Below are 20932 nucleotides of genomic sequence, written 5' to 3'. Positions count from 1 at the left end.
CTGGCGTACATTAATTTATTTTCTCTTTTAGGAGCATCTTGAGGTAGGCCCCCGTGGCCTGGCCGTTACTTCTGCCAAGTACTAAAAACGGGGTACCGGCCGGTCATCATGGCCTTCGACTGCTCAGGGTTAAGATCCTGTTGTTGCTCCTGCCAGTTGCCTGATCAGACGAAACGTCCCCGGTATGAGCGGCGGGCTGCTAGTCCAGATGCCGACTCGCCTGGGGACCAGCCCGAATTACACCGGGACTTATGGGCTGAGTGGGCAGCTATCGCAGGAACCACAGCAAGGCTTGCCGTGCATGGAGTCCCAATATTGCCGCTCAGCCTCTTCCCAGTCCCGCAATGCGAAAGCCAGTTCGGTAGCCTGCTTTGCATGGTCATGGCAGCGTCGAATTCGTTTAGGACGGCGGCGTCCATACAGGCCGCAGAAGCAGCGCCTTTTTTGGTTGATTACCCGCCGGGACTTTTCCCACACGCTAAACAAAGGCACTGTTCCGGAGATCACATCCAAGATAGGTCGCTCTTTGGACTTTCTGCGCTTGAGCCCTAGCTGATTTACCGCAAGATCGTTAGCGATTTTGCCACTGATTGCGCTCGCAGCCTTCTGCGCTCGCAGTTGATGTCGAGCTGCGTCGCCGTGTGCCCACGCGGAACCATTCGGCCATCTGCGCAGAGTGCGAGCGCGCTCTTGAAGCTTTAGGTATTTGTAGATTGTCTCAAGCCAGGCACGAGCGGACGGCTCGTCTGAGACAGGAAGCGGATTGGCGCCCGCGTAAAACAGACAGAACGTACCATCATAATTGATGTGCCGTTCCGGGCAAAAGCCTGGCAAGTGATGTGGTGTGCTTTCGCGTGCTTCTATCCATTCACCGTCTTGGCGTAAATGCAGCTTGTAGGGGAGCGTTCTCCCGTCCACCAGCCGAATCGGAAGATCAAGCGTTGCTGTCTGCGGAACGGATGTTACACAGGTACCCCCGAAATCTGGGGCGACCTGTGCAATCAGGTCGAGCGCTGTGCTCAACGGCTGCCGTCTACTTTCTGGCGGGAGTGGGGCTGCACCTGACGCTCATCTGCGCGAATGATGGCGGCGGAACCCGCATAGGCTTCCGAGCGAGCTTGCTTCGCAGATGCGTCCCCATCATCTGCCAGGGCTTCGGTAGCTTCGTTGTAGTCCAGGTGTGATGTCTTACGACTCTTCCCAAACAGGTTCTGCACAGCTTTCGATGCTGCGTCGTAAGCTACTTGCCCGATCGCGGTTTCCACCCCCGAACACGCGCATTGGCGTTTCTCAGACTCGATCACGCTACGCCCGATAGCGCACCTAACTCTATTACCCTTGGCGCCCAGGCGCGTGACGGCTATTGGGCCCAGATCGAAGCCAATCGCGAGGCCGAGGTCGCCGGTTTCAATACCTTCGGCGTTCAGCCGCTCAATTGCGAGATTGAAGCTGCTGCGCAGTGCACCTGCTAGCCGTGTGGCCTCGGATACTGACTTCTCTTCGTCAGTAGTATGCGCGGTGCCGTCACAGGATAGGGCTTGCACGCAGTCTCCGATGAAGCGCACCCGGCGCCCTTCGAAGTCGGAAGTCACGACCCGCTCCAGCTCGGAGCGGATGACATGCAAAGTCCGCACGACATCGTCGGTCTTCTCGTTGATGTGATCGGCCACGTAGGCTGTGAAGCCATCAATATCGGCGTAGAGGCTCACCATCTCCTGTCGCTTCGAGTTGGCCGGAGTCAGCGAGTAAATGTCCATATCACGCAGGGGTGGGGTTTGGCGGGAAAACTGGTAACCGCCAATGGGGTTCTTTTTCAGATCCTCACGCCACTCCTCGACGATCTCGTCGGACGTGACATCCAGCTTGGCCGCATCCTGACATGCCTTGATCTCTATCGCGGTTAGGGCAGATTTTTCCGGCTCATCGCTTTCCGCAAGGCCGATGGCCTTACGAGCATTGTTGGTCAGATAGATACCCCTGGCCTTGTTATTACTGGCCAGTTTCGCGGCATGGTTCGCTGGATCGCCCAGGAACAAGGGTTCGCGGTACCCGCTGCGGCCATTGTTTACAGCAAGAGCTAGGCCGGTATCGATGCCAATTCGAACCTTGGCTGCTGGGATTTGCTCATCGTCGTCGCCCGTCTCTGCAAGCACGTCAATGATCAATTGCGCAGTCGCAACGGCGCGTTGAACACGCTTGGTCTCAGCGCCGGACTCAGTGTTGTACGGCTTAGTGAAAAGGGAGTGCAGCCGCTGACTGTGGAAGTCGACGCGGCGCGCATCAACCTTGTTGAGAATTCGCTTGACTGCCCGGTAGTGCTGGTCAAGAAAGCGCAGCGTGCGCTTGTGACACTCTGTGCCCTCGACTGCAGTGATGTTCAGCATGTCCTCGAGATTCATGATGTCCGCATACATGTGGACCCCATCCACGCGGTACGCGGTACTGGTAGGAATCGATTCCAACGACATGTCGCGCACGTAATCCTTGATGGTGATTTCCTCAACATCAGCGATCTTCTGGTCTATGTGTTTTGCAGCGCGATCATGGTTCCAGCTCTTGCTCATCGATCACTCCTTCGGGTGATTGGGCGCGCTGCAATGCGGTAGGCAAGCGCATGCCAAATTTGCTTGTTGACAGATATCCGTTACTTCGGTCCTAGCTTGTTGAAAATGGTGCGTAGCTGATTGCAGGCTGGAGATAGGCTGGAGGGCAGCTGGTCTTCACTTTTCGTTAGGCGATATCCGATGGTTGTCAGCCCTTTCAGATCTGACGGCAGATGTACCTCGTCACCCCTAGGCTCAAGAAGGAAGGTTCGTGCCCTGCCAAGTCGTCCTACGAACAGGCCAAGCTCGAAAATGACGTTGTCGCGCGGCGTATTCTTGGTTTCCTCGCGCATTGTGACGGAGTCGTCCGGCTGTGCGATTGCGATGGCAAAATCGCACTCGTCCAGTTGCTCTTCGAGGCTTTCAAGGGCGTACTGCGATGCGCGGAAAACGCCTTGTGTCCAGGTCTTTACGAAGAACTTGTCGTGCTCAAGGTTATTCTCGATTGCCCGGGCAATAGGGAGTGCCTCGACCGAGCAAATGATGAATACGTGGGATGACTGATGGGCAGGAAGCACCATGTCGTTTCGCTGGTGTAGTCGATCGACCAGTTGCCGAGTGACCTGTCGCCAAACCGAGGGATACGCGTCCGCAATGGACTTGAAGTCTGCCGCGCTGACCTTCAAGACAATCGAGGGCTCGGTGGCCAGTACAGTAGCAGAGCGCTTCGCTGTTGGGACCAGAGCAGCCATTTCTCCGACGTGATCGCCGCCCCCTCGTGTTGCGACTTCACGATCATGGACCTTCACCTGGAAATGCCCTGTGATGATGAAATAAACCTCGGAGTCCTCCGCGTCCTCGGTAATGAGCACAGCATCCTTAGCGATCTCCTCCAGCGTTCCTACCTCTGCGAGGCGGCGTGCTAGGTCTTGATTTCCGAGTACCAGCTTCTGCTCAAGCAGTACTTCCTCAAGAACGGCGCGGCCTGACGGCCCTTCAAAGCGATCGATCAACTTCCCAGTAGTCATGATGGTGAGCATTCCCTTGCGAAGAGGTTGCGGGGGCGTTCACAGAGAAATGGGGACGTGCGTCACCCTTTCAAGGGGCGCTGAAGAAAAGATCTGGGCATGGCGGGCGCTCAGGGACGCAGGTTCAAACTCTGTTTGATTGCATTCGGGAGTAGTGGGCCGAATGTTCAGTGTCAAACATTTTGTGCTGTAAGACCTGACGTGCTCTGGTACACCTGTCAAACCTTCTCTTGATTGGCGTCAGTTTTTGTCAATCAATGGGGGTGAGTTTGACGGTCAATGGGGAGTCGCCGAAATAGCATCATAGGTAGGGATTACGGGCGATTTGGCGGTGTCAATCGAAGGAACGTAATTTGATACGAAGCATTACTGGCCGGATGATCCGCTGGTGGCCGAAGCGACCGCGCGGATCAAACCGCGCAAATAATCCCTGAAACTGAACACAAGGCCTGTGGCGAGGGAGCTTGCTTGTGGCGAGGGAGCTTGCTCCCGTCGGGTCGCGTAGCGGCCCCATAACGGTTTATCAGACTGCAATGGTTTTACGCCTGCTGCGCAGTCGAACTGGAGCAAGCGCCCTCGCCACGGCGAGGTCATCTGACTCAGGTTCTTGTCGCAGCCTTCGCCGTCAATTGTTCCCGGCAGTAATCCGCGAACAACTGCGCCGGTTTGGTCAGTTGCCCGCGCTTCAGCCACGCCGCCACCAGCCCCGAGCCGGTGACGTCTTCGACGATGTCTACGCACACCACTTTCTGCCCGTCGTAGGTGCATTCCGAATGCGGGCGGGTGACCAGGATCGAGAAGCCGAACCCTTGCCCGACCATGCCCCGGACCATCTCGATCGACGGTGAGCTGAAGGCAATGTTTGGCGTAAGGCCAAGCTCTTCGAACAGGCTGACGAAGTAGGTCCGGCTCGGTTGCACGTCCAGCAGAATCATCGGCTCCAGGCACAGGTCGCGCAGCGAAACCTGTTTGAGCTGGGCGAAGCGGTGATCTGCCGGCAGCAGTGCATAAGGCCGCTGCGCCGGCATCAGCGGTTCGGTTTCGATGGTGGCGTCGAGGTCGTGTTCATAGAGGATCGCCAGGTCGAAGGTGCCCGACGTCAGCCCTTGCACCAGCTCTTGCTGCTCGCCGTCGCGGATGCGGATTTTCACCCCCGGATACAGCGCCGAGAACCCGGCAATCAATTGCGGCAGGTACAGCGGCGCGACGGTTTCGAAGCAGCCAATGTCGATTTGCCCGGCCACCACGTCGTTGTCGGCCAGGGCGTTCTGTTCGAACTCCTTGGCCATGCGCAACAGTTCCTGGGCCTTGCGGTAGAAGCGTGCACCGCTGGGGGTCAGGGACACGCCTTGCGCATGGTGACGGATCAGCAGTTGCACGCCGAAGCTGTCTTCCAGGCCTTTGATCGCCGTGGAGATCGCTGGCTGAGCGATGTACAGCTTGCGCGACGCCTCGGCGACGCTGCCGCATTCGACGGTGGTGATGAAGTACTTCAATTGACGCAGGTTGTAGGCAGCCACGGCAAACCTCGGGGTGGATGGACTCGACATCCAGGCAATTTTTGCGCCGACTGCGTCCGTTCTGACGACGGTGTTGTTGTGCCTGAACAATAACCACATACCGCGCAACCGTGGAGATGGGCTGCCCAGTTTTTTCATGGTCTGCGAAGACATTTTTACTATTTTTCCTCGACACGGGCCTGGGCCACCATCCAGACACAAGAAAAGCCCTTGGAGCATCTGAACGTGTTCGAGCTTACCTACTGGCAAAACAAAGCCGCTGCGCTGACGTTTCCCGACCAGGCCCTGATCGATGGTCAACCCCGCTCGGCGCAGTCGGGCCAGACCTTCGCCGCGATCAATCCAGCCACCGGCCAGCGTCTGGCCAGCGTGACCGCGTGCGGCGCTGAAGACGTCGACGTCGCGGTCAGAAATGCGCGGCAGGTGTTCGAGGCCGGCACCTGGTCGGCGCGTTCGCCGGCAGAGCGCAAACACGTGCTGCTGCGTCTGGCCGATCTGATCATGACCCACCGCGAAGAACTGGCGCTGCTCGATTCGCTGAACATGGGCAAACCGGTGATGGACGCCTACAACATCGACGTGCCGGGCGCCGCCGGAGTGTTTCGCTGGTACGCCGAAAGCCTCGATAAGCTCTACGGCCAGATCGCCCCGAGTGCACCAAACGTGTTGGCAACCATCACCCGCGAAGCACTGGGCGTGGTCGCCGCTGTGGTGCCGTGGAACTTCCCGCTGGACATGGCCGCGTGGAAACTCGCGCCAGCGCTGGCGGCAGGCAATTCGGTGATCCTCAAGCCCGCCGAGCAATCGCCGTTTTCCGCCCTGCGTCTGGCTCAGCTGGCGCTGGAAGCCGGGCTACCGGCGGGCGTGTTGAACGTGCTGCCTGGCATCGGCGAACAAACCGGCAAAGCCCTCGGTTTACACCCGGACGTTGATTGTCTGGTGTTCACCGGCTCCACCGAAGTCGGCAAATATTTCATGCAGTATTCCGCGCAATCGAACCTGAAACAGGTGTGGCTGGAGTGTGGTGGCAAGAGCGCCAACCTGGTATTCGCCGATTGTCAGGACCTGGATCTGGCGGCCGAAAAAGCCGCGTTCGGCATCTTCTTCAATCAGGGCGAAGTGTGTTCGGCCAACTCGCGGTTGCTGGTGCAGCGTTCGATTCATGACGAGTTCGTCGAGCGTCTCAAGGCGCAGGCCGAACGCTGGTTGCCGGGCGATCCGCTGGACCCGTCGAGCAGCGCCGGGGCGATTGTCGACAGCCGTCAGACCGCGCGCATCATGAAGTTCATCGAGCAGGCCGAACGCCTGGGCGCGACCAAGGTGTGTGGCGGTCGGCAGTCGATTTTCAACGGTTCCGACAACTTCATTCAACCGACGATTTTTACCGGCGTGAGCCCGGACATGCCGCTGTTTCGCGACGAAGTGTTCGGCCCGGTGCTGGCGGTCACCGCCTTCGACGACGAGGCACACGCCTTGCAACTGGCCAACGACAGCGTCTACGGACTGGCCGCGTCGCTGTGGACCGACGACCTCAATCGCGCCCACCGCGTGGCGCGTCAATTGCGCGCGGGCACGGTGTCGGTGAACAGCGTCGATGCGCTCGACGTGACCGTGCCGTTCGGTGGCGGCAAGCAGTCCGGCTTCGGTCGCGACCTGTCGCTGCACTCATTCGACAAATACACCCAGTTGAAGACCACCTGGTTTCAGCTGCGCTCATAACAGCCGCTCACAACAAAACGGAGAACTGGCGATGACCACACCACGTGAAACCCGCGACTACCAGGCCGCCGACGCTGCGCACCACATTCACGCATTCGTCGACCAGAAAGCGCTCAACGACGAAGGACCGCGGGTGATGGTCCGTGGCGAGCGCCTGCACCTGTGGGACAACGATGGTCGGCGTTACCTCGACGGCATGTCCGGGCTGTGGTGCACCAACCTCGGTTACGGGCGCAAGGACCTGGCGGCTGCGGCGACCCGACAGCTTGAACAGCTGCCGTACTACAACATGTTTTTCCACACCACCCACCCGCAAGTGATCGAACTGTCGGAGCTGTTGTTCAGTTTGTTGCCGGGGCACTACAGCCACGCGATCTACACCAACTCCGGCTCCGAAGCCAACGAGGTGCTGATCCGCACCGTGCGGCGTTACTGGACGATCCTCGGCAAGCCCGAGAAGAAAGTCATGATCGGGCGCTGGAACGGTTACCACGGTTCGACGCTGGCGGCGACGGCACTCGGTGGCATGAAGTTCATGCACGAAATGGGCGGCATGCTGCCGGACATCGAGCACATCGACGAGCCGTATTTCTTCGCCCACGAAGGCAACCTGACCCCGGCTGAATTTGGCCTGCGGGCGGCGCAGCAACTGGAAGCGAAGATTCTCGAACTCGGCGCCGACAAGGTCGCCGGTTTCATCGCCGAACCGTTCCAGGGCGCAGGCGGGATGATCTTCCCGCCAGACAGTTACTGGCCGGAAATTCAGCGGATCTGCCGCAAGTACGACGTGCTGTTGTGCGCCGACGAAGTGATCGGTGGCTTCGGTCGCACCGGCGAATGGTTCGCCCACGAGCACTTCGGTTTCGAGCCGGACACGCTGTCGATCGCCAAGGGCCTGACCTCCGGCTACATCCCCATGGGCGGGCTGATTCTGTCGAAGAAAATGGCGCAGGTATTGGTAGAGCAGGGCGGGGTATTTGCCCACGGCCTGACCTATTCGGGGCACCCGGTGGCGGCAGCGGTGGCCATCGCCAACCTCAAGGCGTTGCGTGATGAGGGCGTGGTGACGCGGGTCAAAAATGACATCGGGCCGTACCTGCAACAGTGCTTGCGCGAGGTGTTCGGCAATCACCCGTTGGTGGGCGATATTCAGGGCGTCGGCATGGTGGCGGCGTTGCAGTTGGCTGAAGATAAAACCAGTCGCAAGCGCTTTGCCAACGAGAACGACATTGCCTGGCGCTGCCGCACGATTGGCTTTGAAGAAGGGGTGATCATTCGTTCGACGCTGGGGCGGATGATCATGGCGCCGGCGTTGATTGCCAGTCGTGAAGAGGTTGATGAACTGGTTGGCAAAACCCTGAAAGCGGTTGATCGTACGGCTCAGGAATACGGCCGGCTCTGATATCGCAGGAAGGTCCTTCGGACCTTATCGCGAGCAGGCTCGCTCCCACATTGGGACTGTGTCAACCTCGGTAGAGAGGACGACATGGAACCCCTGTGGGGGCGAGCCTGCTCGCGATAGCTTTCTCTCCCGCAACCTATCTCTAAGCTTTTGCACCCGTCCCGTGCACCCCCGCAAACAGCGCTCGTTTTCAGTGCGCACTACCCAGTTTTTTCATCACTCCCAACGACATATTTCCTGATTTTCCTTCTCCCGGCCTTGCGCCAACATCGACCTCGCCAGACAGCCGAACGCTGCCCACAAAAAAGTCCATCAGAGACCACCCGTGGCAGCTCTTCTCCAAACGCCGCTGGCCGTACTGCCCATGACAAAACTAAATCAACAGCTTTGGGAGTGCTCCATGATCAAGTCCTTGCTTACCCGCGTTGCTCATCCATTTGCGATCACCGCCATTGCCGCGACGGTCGCTACCAGCGTCCAGGCCGGCACCCTCTCCATCGGCCACACCACGTGGGTCGGTTACGGCACGCTCTACCTCGCCCAGGACCTGGGCTACTTCAAGGAAAACGGTCTGACCGTTGAATTGCCCGTCGTCGAAGAAGCCTCGATGTACATGGCCGCGCAAGCGTCGGGTGAATTGTCCGGCTCGGCGTCGACCATCGATGAGGTGCTCAAGTACCGCCCGCAATTCTGCTTCAAGGCTGTAGCTGCACTGGATGACAGCCATGGTGGCGACGGTGTTCTGGTGGGCAAGGACGTCAAGAGTCTGCAGGAGCTGAAAGGCAAGGCCGTGGCGGTCAACGAAGGTTCCACCTCGCAATTCTGGCTGTCGTACTTGCTGAAAAAACACGGCATGAGCATGAGCGACATCACCGTGCAGAACATGACGGCCGACGACGCCGCCACCGCGTTCATCGCCGGTCGCGTGCCGGCCGCCGTGACCTGGGAACCGCACCTGTCGATGGTGCGCAGCAAGCAACAGGGCAAGGTGCTGATCGACAGCAGCAGCACGCCGGGGGTGATCGTCGATGTGGTTGCGCTCAACTGCACCGTTATCGAGAAACAGCCGGAAGACGTCAAGGCCTTGGTCGCCGGTCTGTACAAAGCGGTGCAGTACACCAAGGATCATCCGAAGGAAGCCTACAAAATCATGGCCAAGGGCGTCGGTGGTTACCTCGCCGATCCGAAGGAACTGGAAGCTGCCGCGCAAGGCGTACGCTTCTACGATCAGGCCATGAGCGAAAAACTCCTGGGCTCGCCGGGCAAGCCGGGCGACAGCGAACCGCTGATCAAACTGGCCAATGAAACCGCCAGTGAATTGCAGGGCAAACCCTACAACGTCAGCAATGACGACCTGATCGACAACCGCTTCGTCACCCCGCTGTAGGAGGTTCGCATGTTCAAGCGCAATTCATGGCTGAGCCGCTGCATCACGCCCAAGACCGGCCTGCCGGTGTCGGTGATCTGGAGCGCGAGCGGTCTGGCCTGGGTGTTGTTGGTTGGCCTGTGGGCCGGTTTGTCTTACGGCGGCGTGGTGCCGGGCATGTTCCTGCCGACACCGGGCGCGGTGGTCGAAGCCGCTGTGCGCCTGAGCCGCGACGGCACGCTTGGCCTGCATGTGTGGGCCAGTCTTGAAGTGGTGATGGTCGGCTTCATTGTGTCGTCGCTGGTGGCGGTGCCGCTGGGGTTGCTGATGGGCAGCTTTCGCATCGTTCAGGCGTTCCTTGAGCCGATGGTGAATTTCATCCGCTACCTGCCGGTGACCTCGTTCGTGCCGCTGTTCATTCTGTGGATAGGCATCGGTCTGGAGCAGCGTGTCTCGGTGATCATCTTCGGCGTGTTTTTCCAGCAATTGGTAATGATCGCGGACGTATCCAAAGGCATCTCCAAAGACCTGATCAACGCGTCTTACACCTTGGGTTCAAACCGTCGCGATGCCGTGTTGCATGTGATCGCGCCGGCCTCGTTGCCGGGTGTGCTCGACACCTTGCGCGTGACCATGGGCTGGGCCTGGACTTACCTGGTGGTCGCCGAGCTGGTCGCCGCTTCCAGTGGCCTGGGTTACTTGAGCCTCAAGGCCATGCGTGGCTTTCAGGTGGATGTGATTTTCCTCGCCATCGCGATCATCGGCCTGTTGGGCCTGGTCACCGATCAACTGTTCCGTTTCCTTCGTCTGAGGATTGCCGCATGGGCTCAGTAACCGCCGTCAACCCGCGTTTCGTCACTCCGATGGCTGCCCCGGCGCACGCCGCGCCACGCCTTCAAGTGGACAAGGTCAGCCTGCGTTACCAGAAGCCCGATGGCGGAATGTTCACCGCGCTGGATCAGGTTTCATTCGAAGTCCCGGATCAGCAATTCGCGGTGCTGGTGGGGCCGTCGGGTTGCGGCAAGTCGAGTTTGCTGTACCTCACTGCCGGCCTGAACGAGCCCACGGAAGGCGAGATCTACGTCGGCGGCCAGCAAGTGCAGGGCCCCGGCGCGGATCGCGGCATGGTGTTCCAGAGCTACACGCTGTTCCCGTGGCTGACCGTGCGCCAGAACGTCGAGTTCGGGCTCAAGCGTCGCGGCATGGCAGCGGCCCAGCGTAAGGAAATCGTCGATTACTACGTCAATGAAGTCGGCCTCGCCGGGTTCGCCGACAACTACGCCAAGCAGTTGTCCGGCGGCATGATGCAGCGCGTGGCGATCGCCCGGGCGCTGGCCAACGATCCGCAGATCCTGTTGATGGACGAACCCTTCGGCGCCCTCGACAGCCAGACGCGCCTGCAAATGCAGCAGCTGCTGTTGCGGGTCTGGGGTAATAGCAAGAAGACCGTGCTGTTCGTGACCCACGATATCGACGAGGCGATTTTGTTGGGGGATCGGGTCTATGTGATGGGCGCCAGGCCCGGGCGGATCAAGCAGATTCTGGACGTGCCGATCGAACGCCCACGGACCCTGGACATGGTCATGGAGCGCTCGTTTATCGAGATGAAGCGCAATATTTTCGGGTTGCTGCATGACGAGCTGGAGGAACATTGAGTTCACCGCCGCTCCCACAGGTTTTGCATTCAGCCCGAAATTAGGGCGCCGCAGGCAGGAGGAACCGCGCAATCACCGGCAAATGATCGGAGATCCGCAAGGTATCGTCCTGCCGCACCGTCGCCTCGACGCGCTTGATCCGCGGGCTGTAAAACAGGTAATCGACGGTCCGGTCCGGGCCGTTCAGCCCCGGATCATTCGGGTAATGCGTCAGCCAGCGCGCCCGATCGATGCCGCTCGCTTCATTGTTGGTCGGAATCATCGGGTACTTGTCCCACAACACATGCAACGCGCTGTCAGCGGAGTAGGGCGCGCGTTGTTCGGAGGTCAGGCGTCGATATTGGCCCAGCGGCAACAGGTTGAAGTCGCCACCGATCAGCCATGCCGTGCCACGGCTTTCGTACTTGTCGAGGACTTTGGCCACCGCCGTCACCTGGGTCTGTAGCGTTTCATCAGGTTGGGTCGCGCGGTCCAGATGGGTGTTGAGCACCGCTATCTGAGCGCCGTCACTCAAGGGCAGGTAAGTGACCAGCAACGCATTTTTCGGTTGGAACTGGCGGCTGATAAGGTTGGCCGGCGCGACCGGCAATTGCAGGCGTTCGGCGTGATCGATCTGGTAGCGGCTGAGGGTTGCCAGTTGTCGACCGACACTGCCGAAGATGTGCGGTTGCGGCACGAAGTCGGCTTTCCAGTCGAAGGCATGAGTGCTACATGGATAGAGGTCTGCGAGGCGTTCCTGGAGCAGTTTGAACTGGTTCTGGTAATCGCTGGCCTTGGCGCCGTCATCGAGTTCTTGCAATAACACGATGTCCGGTTGTTCGTCGCGAATGACCCGCGCCACTTCATCGAGGCTGAAGGCCATGTCTGCAGGCGTCGGTTTTTCATCGCTGCCGGCGGCCAGGTCATTCCAGAACACATAGCGCTTGCCCGCCAGGTACTGAACGTTCCAGGTCATCACTTTCAACGCCTGGCCGGGCACCAGTGTCGGTGCTTGAGCATTACAGCCGACGGGCAAAACTTCCTTGGCTTCGGGGCGCCAGGTCAGGTTGTAGATCAGCAGGGCAATCAGGCCGATTGCAATCACCAGGCCCAGCAGGGTGTAGCGCAGTAGACGGGTCATGGCTCGGCTTATTAGCGTTACAAAAGATGGCCCCGAGCATAACCGAGAGCGGGGCCGAAGCCCACGCTTAGAGCGGCCGGTCGATTTTCTCGGGAACGTCGCTGATCAGCATGAACAAACGGAACAACACCACGCTGGTGAACAACTGCAAAAAGCTGTGAGCGCTGTCGATCAGCAAGGAAATCACCGGGTTCTGCGGCTCCGGGTAAACCTCCAGGGTCAAGCCCTTGAGCAACCACAACGGCCCCATCACACACAAAATGCACACCAGGATGCGCAGGAAATGGCCGCGGGTCAGGCGCAGGCTTTCCTTCATCGCGGCCAGTGGCGCCAGGCCGCGCAGCACCAGCAGGTACTCGCCGAACGCGAGGGTCACCATCAGCCAGATACCCGGCAGGAAATACAACGACAGGCCGATCAGGATCAGCAAGGTATTGAGCGCAGTGAGCAGGGCGAAGCGCGGCCACAGGTACGCGGACCTCGACAGCAGGTCACGGTTGCGCGGCGATTCGCCACGGCTGCGCGCATCGAGAAACAGGATCAGCGCGGCGGTGTACAGCGGATAGACCAGCAAACCGACAATCACACTGATGCCGGGAAAACTGTCCGGCTCGGTCGAGTGATCCACCACTTGCTGAAGCAGCGCTTCGACGATCACCAGCGGCAGGCACAGCCGCACGATCTGGCCCAGATTGCGTTTGAAGAAATACAAAGAGTCACGCAGTACATCGAACGGATTCATCAGTCGGTATCGCAGGTTGAAAGCAGTGGCCCACTTTAACCGATGCAGCGCTTCGGGGCGCAAACGTAAACGTTCGGTAAAGGTCATTGAAACAACTTGTTTCAGCCTCCATTAAGGTCGAGCGCCGTATCCTCCCTGGAGAAGGTCAACGATTTCCCCGGCAATCTACGAGGTCGCCATGAACAGCGAAGAACAAACCCTGATCGATGGACTGTTTTCCCGGCTGCAACAGGCCGAAACGGATTCAGCCCCGCGCGACGCCCAGGCCGAGGCGCGGATCAAGGAACACCTGACTCGCCAACCCGCGGCGGGCTACTTCATGACCCAGGCCATTCTGGTGCAGGAGGCAGCGGTCAAGAGCCTCGACGCGCAGAACAAGCAACTGGCTCAGCAAGTCCAGCAATTGCAGGCCGAGCTGCAATCGGCCAAGGCGCAGGCGGCGGCTCCGGCGCCGAGCGGCGGTGGCTTCCTGTCGAGCATTTTCGGCGGCAGTTCCCGTGAAGCGCCGGCCCAAAGTGCTCCGCCCTCCAATGGTGGCTGGCGTGAGCCGGGGCGGCAGTCGTTCAACTCGCCGCCGCCACAGCAGAACTTCGGTGCGCCGCCACCGCAGCAAAACTACGCGCCGCAACAGCAGCCTGTCGGTGGCGGTTTCCTCGGTGGCGCGCTGAAAACCGCCGCCGGTGTGGCGGGTGGCGTGATGCTGGCACAGGGCATCAGCAGCCTGTTCCACCACAACCAGCAGCCGGAAGTGGTTGAAGTGATCAAGGAAGAGCCGGCTCAGGTCAACGATCAAAGCGGCGGCAACGGTTGGGGCGACGATCAGCGTGTGGCTGACAACTCCGCTGATCAGGGCGGTTACGCCGACGCCGATTACAGCGATGACAGCTCATCGTTCTTCGGCGGCGACGACGACTCCTTCGTCTGATTGATTTTCTGTGGCGAGGGGATTTATCCCCGTTCGGCTGCGCAGCAGTCGTGTATTCGACCCTCTCCATTTATGTGAACGGACGCAGGGGGCTGCTTCGCAGCCCAGCGGGGATAAATCCCCTCGCCACAGGTTGCCATTCGTCCGAGGCATCCAAGATGCTTCGGGTCGATTATTCGCGGAACAATCCTCGAGGCTGGCATACTGGGCACCTTTCGGGCTCGGTGCCTGATCCAGCCTTGAGGAAAACCGGTGAAAAAAATTGCAGTGTTCGCCGATGTTCAAAACCTCTATTACACCGTGCGTCAGGCCTATGGTTGCCACTTCAACTACGCCGCGTTGTGGGCTGATATCAGCAAACAGGGCCAGATCGTCGAGGCCTACGCCTACGCGATCGACCGTGGCGACAGCAAACAACAGCAGTTCCAGCAGATCCTGCGCAACCTCGGTTTCACCGTGAAGCTCAAACCCTACATCCAGCGCAGCGACGGCTCGGCCAAGGGCGACTGGGACGTGGGCATCACCCTCGACATCATGGACGCCGCCGACCACGTCGACGAAGTGGTGCTGGCTTCTGGCGACGGTGATTTCGACATGCTGCTGGAGCGCATCATCGCCAAGCACGGCGTGCAAGCCGTGGCCTACGGCGTGCCAGGCCTGACGGCCAACTCGCTGATCCGCGCCGCCAGCCGCTACGTGCCGATCGAAGGCGCCTTGCTGCTCAAGAATTGATTTTTACGGAGTTGAAACAGGTTTGGAACGCATAGCAGTCATCGACTTTGAAACCACCGGGATCTCCCCGAGCAGCAGCTGCCGGGCCACGGAAATCGCCGTGGTGATCCTTGAACAGGGGCGCATCGTCGAGCGTTACCAGAGCCTGATGAACGCCGGCGTGCGCGTCCCGGCCTTCATCGAACAACTGACCGGCATCAGCAACGCCATGTTGCGCACGGCGCCATCGGCCGAGCAGGTGATGAACGAGGTCAACGAGTTTGTCGGTATCACACCCTTGCTGGCTCACAACGCGGCATTCGACCAGAAGTTCTGGGACTTTGAACTGGGGCGGATCAAACGCACGCGGTTGCAGAACTTCGCCTGCTCGCTGTTACTCGCCCGCCGCCTGATGCCCGCCGCACCGAATCACAAGCTCGGGACGCTCACCACCTTCGCCAGCCTGCCCAACACTGGCAAGGCTCACCGGGCCATGGCTGACGCCGAGATGGCCGCCAACCTGACGGCGCACCTCGCGCAGGAACTGCGGCAGAAGCATGGGTTGCGCGAGTTGTCCCATGATCTGCTGGTCAGCTTGCAGAAAGTGCCGGCGGCGAAGATCAATGAGCATCTCAAGCGCCATCGCGGGTTCTGACTGAAACACCGCAAATCCCCTGTGGGAGCGAGCCTGCTCGCGATGGCGGAGTGTCAGTCGACATCACTGTTGAAGATAAACCGCCATCGCGAGCAGGCTCGCTCCCACAGGGGCGGTGTTCAATTTCAAACCTTGTGTTTAAACACGCCTGAAACTCGACGATTGATCCTACCGAAACTTAAGGATTGTCTGTCTTGCCCCCCTTCTGCGGCGTCGATAACCTCTGGGATGTCGCTGACAATTCAGCGACCGGGCCTGCAAGCTCGTCGAGGTTTGATAGATAACTACAGTCGTACCTATAATCGCGTCGCTTTACTTGGCGCCCATCGATTTATGGTGGCTGTGTACGGGGTGACCTTCGGGTCTGCCGGGGTTGTCTATCGACTCGGTCTTGCAGACTCGTACACAGCTGCCACCCATCACCTGCAAGTGATGCTGGCATCTCCAACTTTTCGATGGATTATTCGCCATGATCAAAGTTACCCCCAATCCCCCCGAAGACTCTGCGCAACCCGTCGCGCACGAGGTGCACTTCATCCCCAAAACCTTCATCCGTCATCACATTCAGCTACGCGCACTTTTACTGCACGCAGAACCCTGGTTCTGCGCCCGCGATATCGGCCGGTTAATGGGTGTGGATATCAACGGCAGACATGCGCTCAAGCTCGATGCTGATCAGCGGCGGATGATGCATCTGTCCGGCAGCGATGAAGCGCAAGAAACCCTGATGCTCAGTGAGTCAGGCGTATACGCGATGCTGGTCTATCACTACTGCCCGGAAAACCGCCATTTGCGGCGTTGGCTGACCCACCATGTGGTGCCGATGTTGCGGGAGGAGGCGGGGCCCGTTTCGACGCAAGCGCCGCATATGCGAGCGATGGAATGGGCCGGCGGAACGCTGCGGCTGCTGCATTGGCGCAAAGAACCTTGGGTTCGCCTGCGTGATATGCCGGGGTTGTTGTCTGCCAGTTACAGCGGCGTCTGATATATCGCTTTCGCGGGCAAGCCTCGGTCCTACAGGATGGCATCGTACCTGTGGGAGCCTGCTCGCGAAGGCGGCGTATCAGTCGACATCAATATTGAATGGTAAATCGCTATCGCGAGCAGGCTCGCTCCCACAGGGGCCGCGTTCGATCAAACTTTTCCATTCCCTTCCAGCTGCCCCAACGGCACCCGCTTCTCTATCGCACTCGACAACACGATCGACGTCTTGCTGAACCCGAATTTGGCAATCCGGTTGATCAACTCCTCCAGCTCCGGCATCGAGCCCACCGCCGCTTGCATGATCACGCACGGATCCCCCGTCACCCGGTGGCATTCGGTCAGTTGCGGGATTTTGATCAGGTCGTCATAGGCCTTCTGGTTGCCGTGCTGGTTCAGGCGCAGTTCGATGACGCACTGGATCGGTAGCCCAAGCTTGGCCATGTCGACTTTCGCCTGATAACCGGTAATCACCCCGCTGGCTTCAAGTTTGGCCACGCGCTCGGCCACGGCCGGGGCGGACAGGTTGACCTTGCGCGCGAGGTCGGCGTAGGACGCGCGACCGTTTTCCAGCAGGGCGCTGAGGAGCATGCGGTCGTATTTGTCCATGGTCGGATTCCTGAAAAATGACTGACTTTCGAAAGCACGGTTTATAGCGCTGATCTCCGTGATTTGAAAAGTGTACCGGCGCTATAAACAGGTTTTGTAACTTATTTTATGCGGTTGGCCTTTCTAGAATAGCTGTTCATTTGTCCTTGCCTGCGAGCTGCCCCCATGCCTGGCCTGCGCCGTTTTCCCTTGCCGTTGATCGCTGCCTTTTTCGCGTTGTACGTGATTTGGGGCTCGACTTACCTGGTGATCCGTATCGGCGTGGAGTATTGGCCGCCCTTGCTGCTCGCCGGTATTCGCTTTGTCATCGCGGGGACCTTGATGTACGCGTTCCTGCGCTGGCGCGGGGCGCCGGCCCCGACCTGGGCGCAGTGGAAAGCGGCGGGGATCATCGGGATTTTGCTGTTGGCGTGCGGTAACGGCGGGGTCAGTGTGGCGGAGCACATGGGCGTCGCGTCCGGTGTCGCCGCGCTGGCGGTGGCGACGGTGCCGTTGTTTACCTTGCTCTGCGGCTATTTCTGGGGCGCGCGTAATACCCGTCTCGAATGGGCCGGGATTGTGCTCGGGCTGATCGGCATCGCCATGCTCAACCTCGGTTCCAACCTGCAATCGAGCCCGCTGGGTGCCCTGTTGCTGATCTTCGCGGCAGCTTCCTGGGCGTTTGGTTCGGTGTGGAGCAAACACTTGCCGCTGCCCCAGGGCGCGATGGCCAGTGCCGTGGAAATGCTGGTGGGGGGCGTGGCGTTGTTGATTGGTAGTGCCTTGAGCGGTGAGCATCTGGAGGCCATGCCGCCGATCGAAGGGTGGGCGGCGCTGGCCTATCTGACCTTCTTCGGTTCGATCATCGCCTTCAACGCTTACATGTACCTGTTGAAAAACGTGCGTCCGGCGGCGGCTACCAGTTACGCCTACGTCAACCCGGCGGTGGCGGTGTTGCTGGGGATCGTGTTTGTCGGCGAAACCATCGGTATCGAAGAAGCGTTGGCCATGCTGGTGATCATCAGTGCCGTGGTGTTGATCGGTTTGCCGCAGTGGCGCCGGGCGCCGCAACGACCGGCTGCCGTGGTGCAGACAGAATCGAGCGTGAATTAGGGTAAACTGCGCGCCATTGCACACTTGTTTCGCACAACCGCGCTGAATTCTCCTACGGTAATCCCATGACTTTCGCCACCCTTGGCCTGATCGAACCCTTGCTGCGCTCTCTCGAGACGCTCGGCTACCAGACCCCGACGCCGGTTCAGGCGCAAGCCATTCCGGCGGTGCTGGCCGGTCGCGACCTGATGGCCGCCGCCCAGACCGGCACTGGCAAGACCGCCGGTTTCGCTGTGCCGCTCCTGCAATTGCTGGCCATGGAAGGGCCGAAAGTCACTGCCAACTCGGTGCGCGCCCTGATTTTGGTGCCAACCCGCGAATTGGCCGAGCAGGTTCACGAGGCCGTGCGTCAGTACGCCGAGAACCTGCCGCTGAGCACTTACGCGGTGTACGGCGGCGTCAGCATCAACCCGCAAATGATGAAGCTGCGCAAAGGCGTCGACCTGTTGGTGGCGACGCCGGGCCGTTTGCTCGACCTGTTCCGCCAGAACGCGCTGAAGTTCAACCAGCTGCAAACCCTGGTGCTGGACGAAGCGGATCGTATGCTCGACCTGGGCTTTTCCGAGGAGCTGGGGAACATTTACCGGGTGCTGCCGAAGAAACGTCAGACGCTGCTGTTCTCCGCGACCTTCTCCGATGCGATTCGCCTGCTGGCCGGGCAAATGCTCAACGATCCGCTGAGCATCGAAGTCAGCCCGCGCAACGTGGCGGCCAACACTGTGAAACAGTGGGTGGTGACGGTGGACAAGAAGCGCAAGCCGGAACTGTTCATCCACTTGCTGCGCAAGGGCAAGTGGAAGCAGGTGCTGGTGTTCGCCAAGACTCGCAATGGCGTGGACGCGTTGGTGGAAAAACTCCAGGGCCTGGGCATCAACGCCGACGGCATCCATGGCGACAAACCGCAGGCGACTCGCCAGCGTGCGCTGGACCGATTCAAGGCCAGTGAAGTGCAGATTCTGGTCGCCACTGACGTCGCGGCCCGTGGTCTGGATATCGAAGACCTGCCGTTGGTGGTCAATTTCGACCTGCCGATCGTGGCAGAGGACTACATCCACCGCATCGGTCGTACCGGCCGTGCGGGCGCCACCGGGCAGGCTATTTCGCTGGTGTGTGCCGATGAAGTGAATCTGCTGTCGGCCATCGAGACGTTGACGCGTCAGACGTTGCCTCGTCAGGTGGAACATGACTTCGAACCTGAGCACCGCGTGCCGGATACCGATGCCAGCGGTCAGGTGGTGAAGAAGCCGAAAAAGCCGAAGAAGCCAAAGACGTCCAGTGGCGGTAAACGCAATTTGGGCAAATGGGTCGAGAGCGGGGATGCTTCGGCGCCGGAGCCTTCGATCAAGCCTGTGCGAAAAGTGCCCGTGTTTAATACTGGGCCGCGTAAGCGTAAGCCTTGATTCGCTGCGGCGTCTGCTAGGCCGCCTTCGCTCCCACACTGGATCTCTGGTGTTCACAAATTATGTGTTCACAAAAGATCCAGTGTGGGAGCGGGCTTGCTCGCGATGGGCGCGCCTCGGTCTCAATCCTTGCGCCTGAGCCACTCCACCATCCCCAACCCGGCCGCTCGCCCACTGGCGAAACACGCGGTCAGCAAATAGCCCCCCGTCGGCGCTTCCCAATCCAGCATTTCCCCCGCGCAAAACACGCCAGGCAGTTGCTTGAGCATCAAACGTTCATCCATCGACTCGAACATCACGCCACCGGCGCTGCTGATGGCTTCGTCCAGTGGGCGGGTTTTTACCAGCGTCAGTGGCAACGCCTTGATCGCTTTAGCCAGTGATGCCGGATCGGCGAAGCATTCTGCCGGCGTCAGTTCGCGCAGCAACGCCGCTTTCACACCATCAATCCCGAGCTGGCTGTGCAGATGCTTGGACATGGAACGTGAACCGCGCGGTTTGCTCAGCGCCGCCTGAACTTTATCCACAGGTCTGCCCGGCAACAGGTCGAGGTGAATGGTCGCCGAGCCGTGTTGATTGATGGCTTCGCGGATCGTCGCTGACAGGGCGTAGATCAGGCTGCCTTCAATCCCGGTGGCCGTAATCACACATTCCCCGAGCCGCGGAACATCGTCGTTGAGCCCGATGGCGATGTTTTTCAGCGGCGCACCAGCGAATTTGCTGACCATCAATTCGCTCCAGGCCTGAACCTCGAAGCCGCAATTACTTGGCTGCAGCGGCATAAGTCCTACACCGCGCTGCTCCAGGGGCAACATCCACGCGCCGTCCGAACCGAGACGCGACCAGCTGCCGCCGCCGAGGGCCAGCAGGGTCGCGTCGGGTCGAATGGTTTTTTCGCCGTCGGGACTTTCGACACGCAATCCACCGTTGTCATCCCAGCCCAGCCAACGGTGGCGGGTGTGGATAACTACGCCGGCATCCCGCAACCGTTTGAGCCAGGCGCGCAACAGCGGCGCGGCTTTCATGTCGGTCGGAAACACCCGGCCAGAGCTGCCGACGAAGGTTTCGATGCCCAGGTCATGAATCCACTGGCACAGCGCCTCGGCACCAAAGGCACGCAGCAGCGGTGCAATCTGCGGTGCGCGTTCGGCGTAGCGTGAGAGAAAGGCCGGGTAGGCTTCGGAATGGGTGATGTTCATGCCGCCGACCCCCGCCAGGAGAAACTTCCTGCCCACCGACGGCATGCCGTCGTACAGGTCGACCTTGATTCCGGCCCGGCTCAACACTTCGGCGGCCATCAGGCCGGCGGGGCCACCGCCGATGATGGCGACGTGAGGGGGGAGGGCGGCGGAAGATTGGGTCATGGGGAGTGCGCTGCGGTTTGACGGAATAGCCGCGCATTCTAGCAGTACACCATAACTGTGGGAGCGGGCTCGCCCGCTCCCACAGGGATTGGTGGCGTTT

19 protein-coding genes and 1 pseudogene are annotated in these 20932 nt (G+C 59.9%); 12 read left to right on the top strand and 8 right to left on the bottom strand.

Annotation, left to right across the window (positions count from 1 at the left end; all coding sequences use genetic code 11):
• Positions 1-249 precede the first annotated feature (249 nt).
• The 3 genes from B723_RS34020 to pycTIR all read right to left on the bottom strand — a co-directional run bounded on the left by B723_RS34020 (position 250) and on the right by pycTIR (position 3571).
• Positions 250-1023, bottom strand: a complete 774-nt coding sequence (locus B723_RS34020) for an E2 domain-associated cysteine-rich protein (RefSeq protein ID WP_073624886.1) — start codon at positions 1021-1023, stop codon at positions 250-252.
• Complete coding sequence (gene pycC / locus B723_RS00815) at positions 1020-2564, bottom strand: Pycsar phage resistance system uridylate cyclase PycC (RefSeq protein ID WP_003127475.1); 1545 nt, start codon at positions 2562-2564, stop codon at positions 1020-1022. The genes B723_RS34020 and pycC overlap by 4 nt, the downstream gene beginning before the upstream one ends.
• An 80-nt stretch (positions 2565-2644) precedes the next feature.
• Complete coding sequence (gene pycTIR / locus B723_RS00810) at positions 2645-3571, bottom strand: Pycsar phage resistance system effector protein PycTIR (protein WP_010562503.1); 927 nt, start codon at positions 3569-3571, stop codon at positions 2645-2647.
• A gap of 361 nt (positions 3572-3932) precedes the next feature.
• On the opposite strand from pycTIR, the pseudogene B723_RS34015 reads away from it, so the two are divergent.
• Positions 3933-3998 (top strand): annotated as a pseudogene (locus B723_RS34015) (hypothetical protein); the annotation flags it as partial.
• Positions 3999-4170: 172 nt separating this feature from the next.
• Here B723_RS34015 and B723_RS00805 read toward each other — a convergent pair.
• Positions 4171-5091, bottom strand: a complete 921-nt coding sequence (locus B723_RS00805) for a LysR substrate-binding domain-containing protein (RefSeq protein ID WP_031319135.1) — start codon at positions 5089-5091, stop codon at positions 4171-4173.
• Positions 5092-5316: 225 nt separating this feature from the next.
• Here B723_RS00805 and B723_RS00800 point away from each other — a divergent pair, with 225 nt between their 5' ends.
• The 5 genes from B723_RS00800 (at position 5317) to B723_RS00780 (ending at position 11233) form a co-directional block, all read left to right on the top strand.
• On the top strand, positions 5317-6810 hold the full coding sequence (locus B723_RS00800) for an aldehyde dehydrogenase (RefSeq protein WP_031319134.1): 1494 nt from the start codon (positions 5317-5319) through the stop codon (positions 6808-6810).
• A gap of 31 nt (positions 6811-6841) precedes the next feature.
• A complete protein-coding gene (locus B723_RS00795) occupies positions 6842-8212 on the top strand; it encodes an aspartate aminotransferase family protein (RefSeq protein WP_017340923.1) in 1371 nt (456 codons plus the stop codon).
• A gap of 400 nt (positions 8213-8612) precedes the next feature.
• Positions 8613-9599 carry an ABC transporter substrate-binding protein gene (locus tag B723_RS00790; RefSeq protein ID WP_017340922.1) on the top strand — a complete coding sequence of 329 codons (987 nt, stop codon included), beginning with the start codon at positions 8613-8615 and terminating at the stop codon, positions 9597-9599.
• Positions 9600-9608: 9 nt separating this feature from the next.
• Positions 9609-10412 (top strand): ABC transporter permease, encoded by an 804-nt coding sequence (locus B723_RS00785; protein WP_008149230.1) that lies wholly within the window; start codon positions 9609-9611, stop codon positions 10410-10412.
• A complete protein-coding gene (locus B723_RS00780; RefSeq protein WP_017340921.1) occupies positions 10400-11233 on the top strand; it encodes an ABC transporter ATP-binding protein in 834 nt (277 codons plus the stop codon). Before B723_RS00785 ends, B723_RS00780 begins: the two co-directional genes overlap by 13 nt.
• A 40-nt stretch (positions 11234-11273) precedes the next feature.
• On the opposite strand, the gene B723_RS00775 is transcribed toward B723_RS00780, so the two are convergent.
• Entirely contained in the window at positions 11274-12353 is a 1080-nt protein-coding gene (locus B723_RS00775; RefSeq protein WP_017340920.1) for an endonuclease/exonuclease/phosphatase family protein, read from the bottom strand.
• 67 nt (positions 12354-12420) lie between these two features.
• Positions 12421-13095, bottom strand: coding sequence for a YciC family protein (locus B723_RS00770; protein WP_031319133.1), 675 nt, complete (start codon positions 13093-13095; stop codon positions 12421-12423).
• 178 nt (positions 13096-13273) lie between these two features.
• On the opposite strand from B723_RS00770, the gene B723_RS00765 reads away from it, so the two are divergent.
• The 4 genes from B723_RS00765 to B723_RS00750 all read left to right on the top strand — a co-directional run bounded on the left by B723_RS00765 (position 13274) and on the right by B723_RS00750 (position 16371).
• Positions 13274-14020, top strand: coding sequence for a DUF2076 domain-containing protein (locus B723_RS00765; protein WP_017340918.1), 747 nt, complete (start codon positions 13274-13276; stop codon positions 14018-14020).
• Between the two features lie 252 nt (positions 14021-14272).
• Positions 14273-14752: an NYN domain-containing protein gene (locus B723_RS00760; RefSeq protein WP_017340917.1), complete on the top strand. Its 480-nt coding sequence runs from the start codon at positions 14273-14275 to the stop codon at positions 14750-14752.
• 22 nt (positions 14753-14774) lie between these two features.
• On the top strand, positions 14775-15386 hold the full coding sequence (locus tag B723_RS00755; RefSeq protein ID WP_017340916.1) for a 3'-5' exonuclease: 612 nt from the start codon (positions 14775-14777) through the stop codon (positions 15384-15386).
• 469 nt (positions 15387-15855) lie between these two features.
• Positions 15856-16371 carry a BRO-N domain-containing protein gene (locus B723_RS00750; RefSeq protein ID WP_017340915.1) on the top strand — a complete coding sequence of 172 codons (516 nt, stop codon included), beginning with the start codon at positions 15856-15858 and terminating at the stop codon, positions 16369-16371.
• A gap of 149 nt (positions 16372-16520) precedes the next feature.
• Here B723_RS00750 and B723_RS00745 read toward each other — a convergent pair whose 3' ends face one another.
• Positions 16521-16976, bottom strand: a complete 456-nt coding sequence (locus B723_RS00745) for an Lrp/AsnC family transcriptional regulator (RefSeq protein ID WP_017340914.1) — start codon at positions 16974-16976, stop codon at positions 16521-16523.
• Positions 16977-17141: 165 nt separating this feature from the next.
• Here B723_RS00745 and yedA point away from each other — a divergent pair, with 165 nt between their 5' ends.
• Both yedA and B723_RS00735 read left to right on the top strand, forming a co-directional pair.
• A complete protein-coding gene (gene yedA / locus B723_RS00740; RefSeq protein WP_017340913.1) occupies positions 17142-18068 on the top strand; it encodes a drug/metabolite exporter YedA in 927 nt (308 codons plus the stop codon).
• A 65-nt stretch (positions 18069-18133) separates the two neighbouring features.
• Positions 18134-19468: a DEAD/DEAH box helicase gene (locus B723_RS00735; RefSeq protein WP_017340912.1), complete on the top strand. Its 1335-nt coding sequence runs from the start codon at positions 18134-18136 to the stop codon at positions 19466-19468.
• Between the two features lie 122 nt (positions 19469-19590).
• Here the strand turns inward: B723_RS00735 and B723_RS00730 are convergent, their stop codons facing one another.
• Positions 19591-20832 carry a TIGR03862 family flavoprotein gene (locus B723_RS00730; protein ID WP_017340911.1) on the bottom strand — a complete coding sequence of 414 codons (1242 nt, stop codon included), beginning with the start codon at positions 20830-20832 and terminating at the stop codon, positions 19591-19593.
• Between the last annotated feature and the right edge of the window lie 100 nt (positions 20833-20932).

Source organism: Pseudomonas fluorescens NCIMB 11764 (genome assembly GCF_000293885.2).
GTDB lineage: Bacteria > Pseudomonadota > Gammaproteobacteria > Pseudomonadales > Pseudomonadaceae > Aquipseudomonas > Aquipseudomonas fluorescens_B.
This window is presented reverse-complemented; position numbering and strand designations above follow the sequence as displayed.

Excerpts from the sequence above, each read along its gene's own strand:
- B723_RS00780 (WP_017340921.1), top strand. The coding sequence starts at position 10,400 with ATGGGCTCAGTAACCGCCGTCAACCCGCGTTTCGTCACTCCGATGGCT.
- B723_RS00765 (WP_017340918.1), top strand. The coding sequence starts at position 13,274 with ATGAACAGCGAAGAACAAACCCTGATCGATGGACTGTTTTCCCGGCTG.
- B723_RS00790 (WP_017340922.1), top strand. The coding sequence starts at position 8,613 with ATGATCAAGTCCTTGCTTACCCGCGTTGCTCATCCATTTGCGATCACC.
- B723_RS00795 (WP_017340923.1), top strand. The coding sequence starts at position 6,842 with ATGACCACACCACGTGAAACCCGCGACTACCAGGCCGCCGACGCTGCG.
- B723_RS00775 (WP_017340920.1), bottom strand. The coding sequence starts at position 12,353 with ATGACCCGTCTACTGCGCTACACCCTGCTGGGCCTGGTGATTGCAATC.
- B723_RS00730 (WP_017340911.1), bottom strand. The coding sequence starts at position 20,832 with ATGACCCAATCTTCCGCCGCCCTCCCCCCTCACGTCGCCATCATCGGC.
- B723_RS00770 (WP_031319133.1), bottom strand. The coding sequence starts at position 13,095 with ATGAATCCGTTCGATGTACTGCGTGACTCTTTGTATTTCTTCAAACGC.
- B723_RS00750 (WP_017340915.1), top strand. The coding sequence starts at position 15,856 with ATGATCAAAGTTACCCCCAATCCCCCCGAAGACTCTGCGCAACCCGTC.
- B723_RS00735 (WP_017340912.1), top strand. The coding sequence starts at position 18,134 with ATGACTTTCGCCACCCTTGGCCTGATCGAACCCTTGCTGCGCTCTCTC.
- B723_RS00745 (WP_017340914.1), bottom strand. The coding sequence starts at position 16,976 with ATGGACAAATACGACCGCATGCTCCTCAGCGCCCTGCTGGAAAACGGT.
- pycTIR (WP_010562503.1), bottom strand. The coding sequence starts at position 3,571 with ATGACTACTGGGAAGTTGATCGATCGCTTTGAAGGGCCGTCAGGCCGC.
- yedA (WP_017340913.1), top strand. The coding sequence starts at position 17,142 with ATGCCTGGCCTGCGCCGTTTTCCCTTGCCGTTGATCGCTGCCTTTTTC.
- pycC (WP_003127475.1), bottom strand. The coding sequence starts at position 2,564 with ATGAGCAAGAGCTGGAACCATGATCGCGCTGCAAAACACATAGACCAG.
- B723_RS00785 (WP_008149230.1), top strand. The coding sequence starts at position 9,609 with ATGTTCAAGCGCAATTCATGGCTGAGCCGCTGCATCACGCCCAAGACC.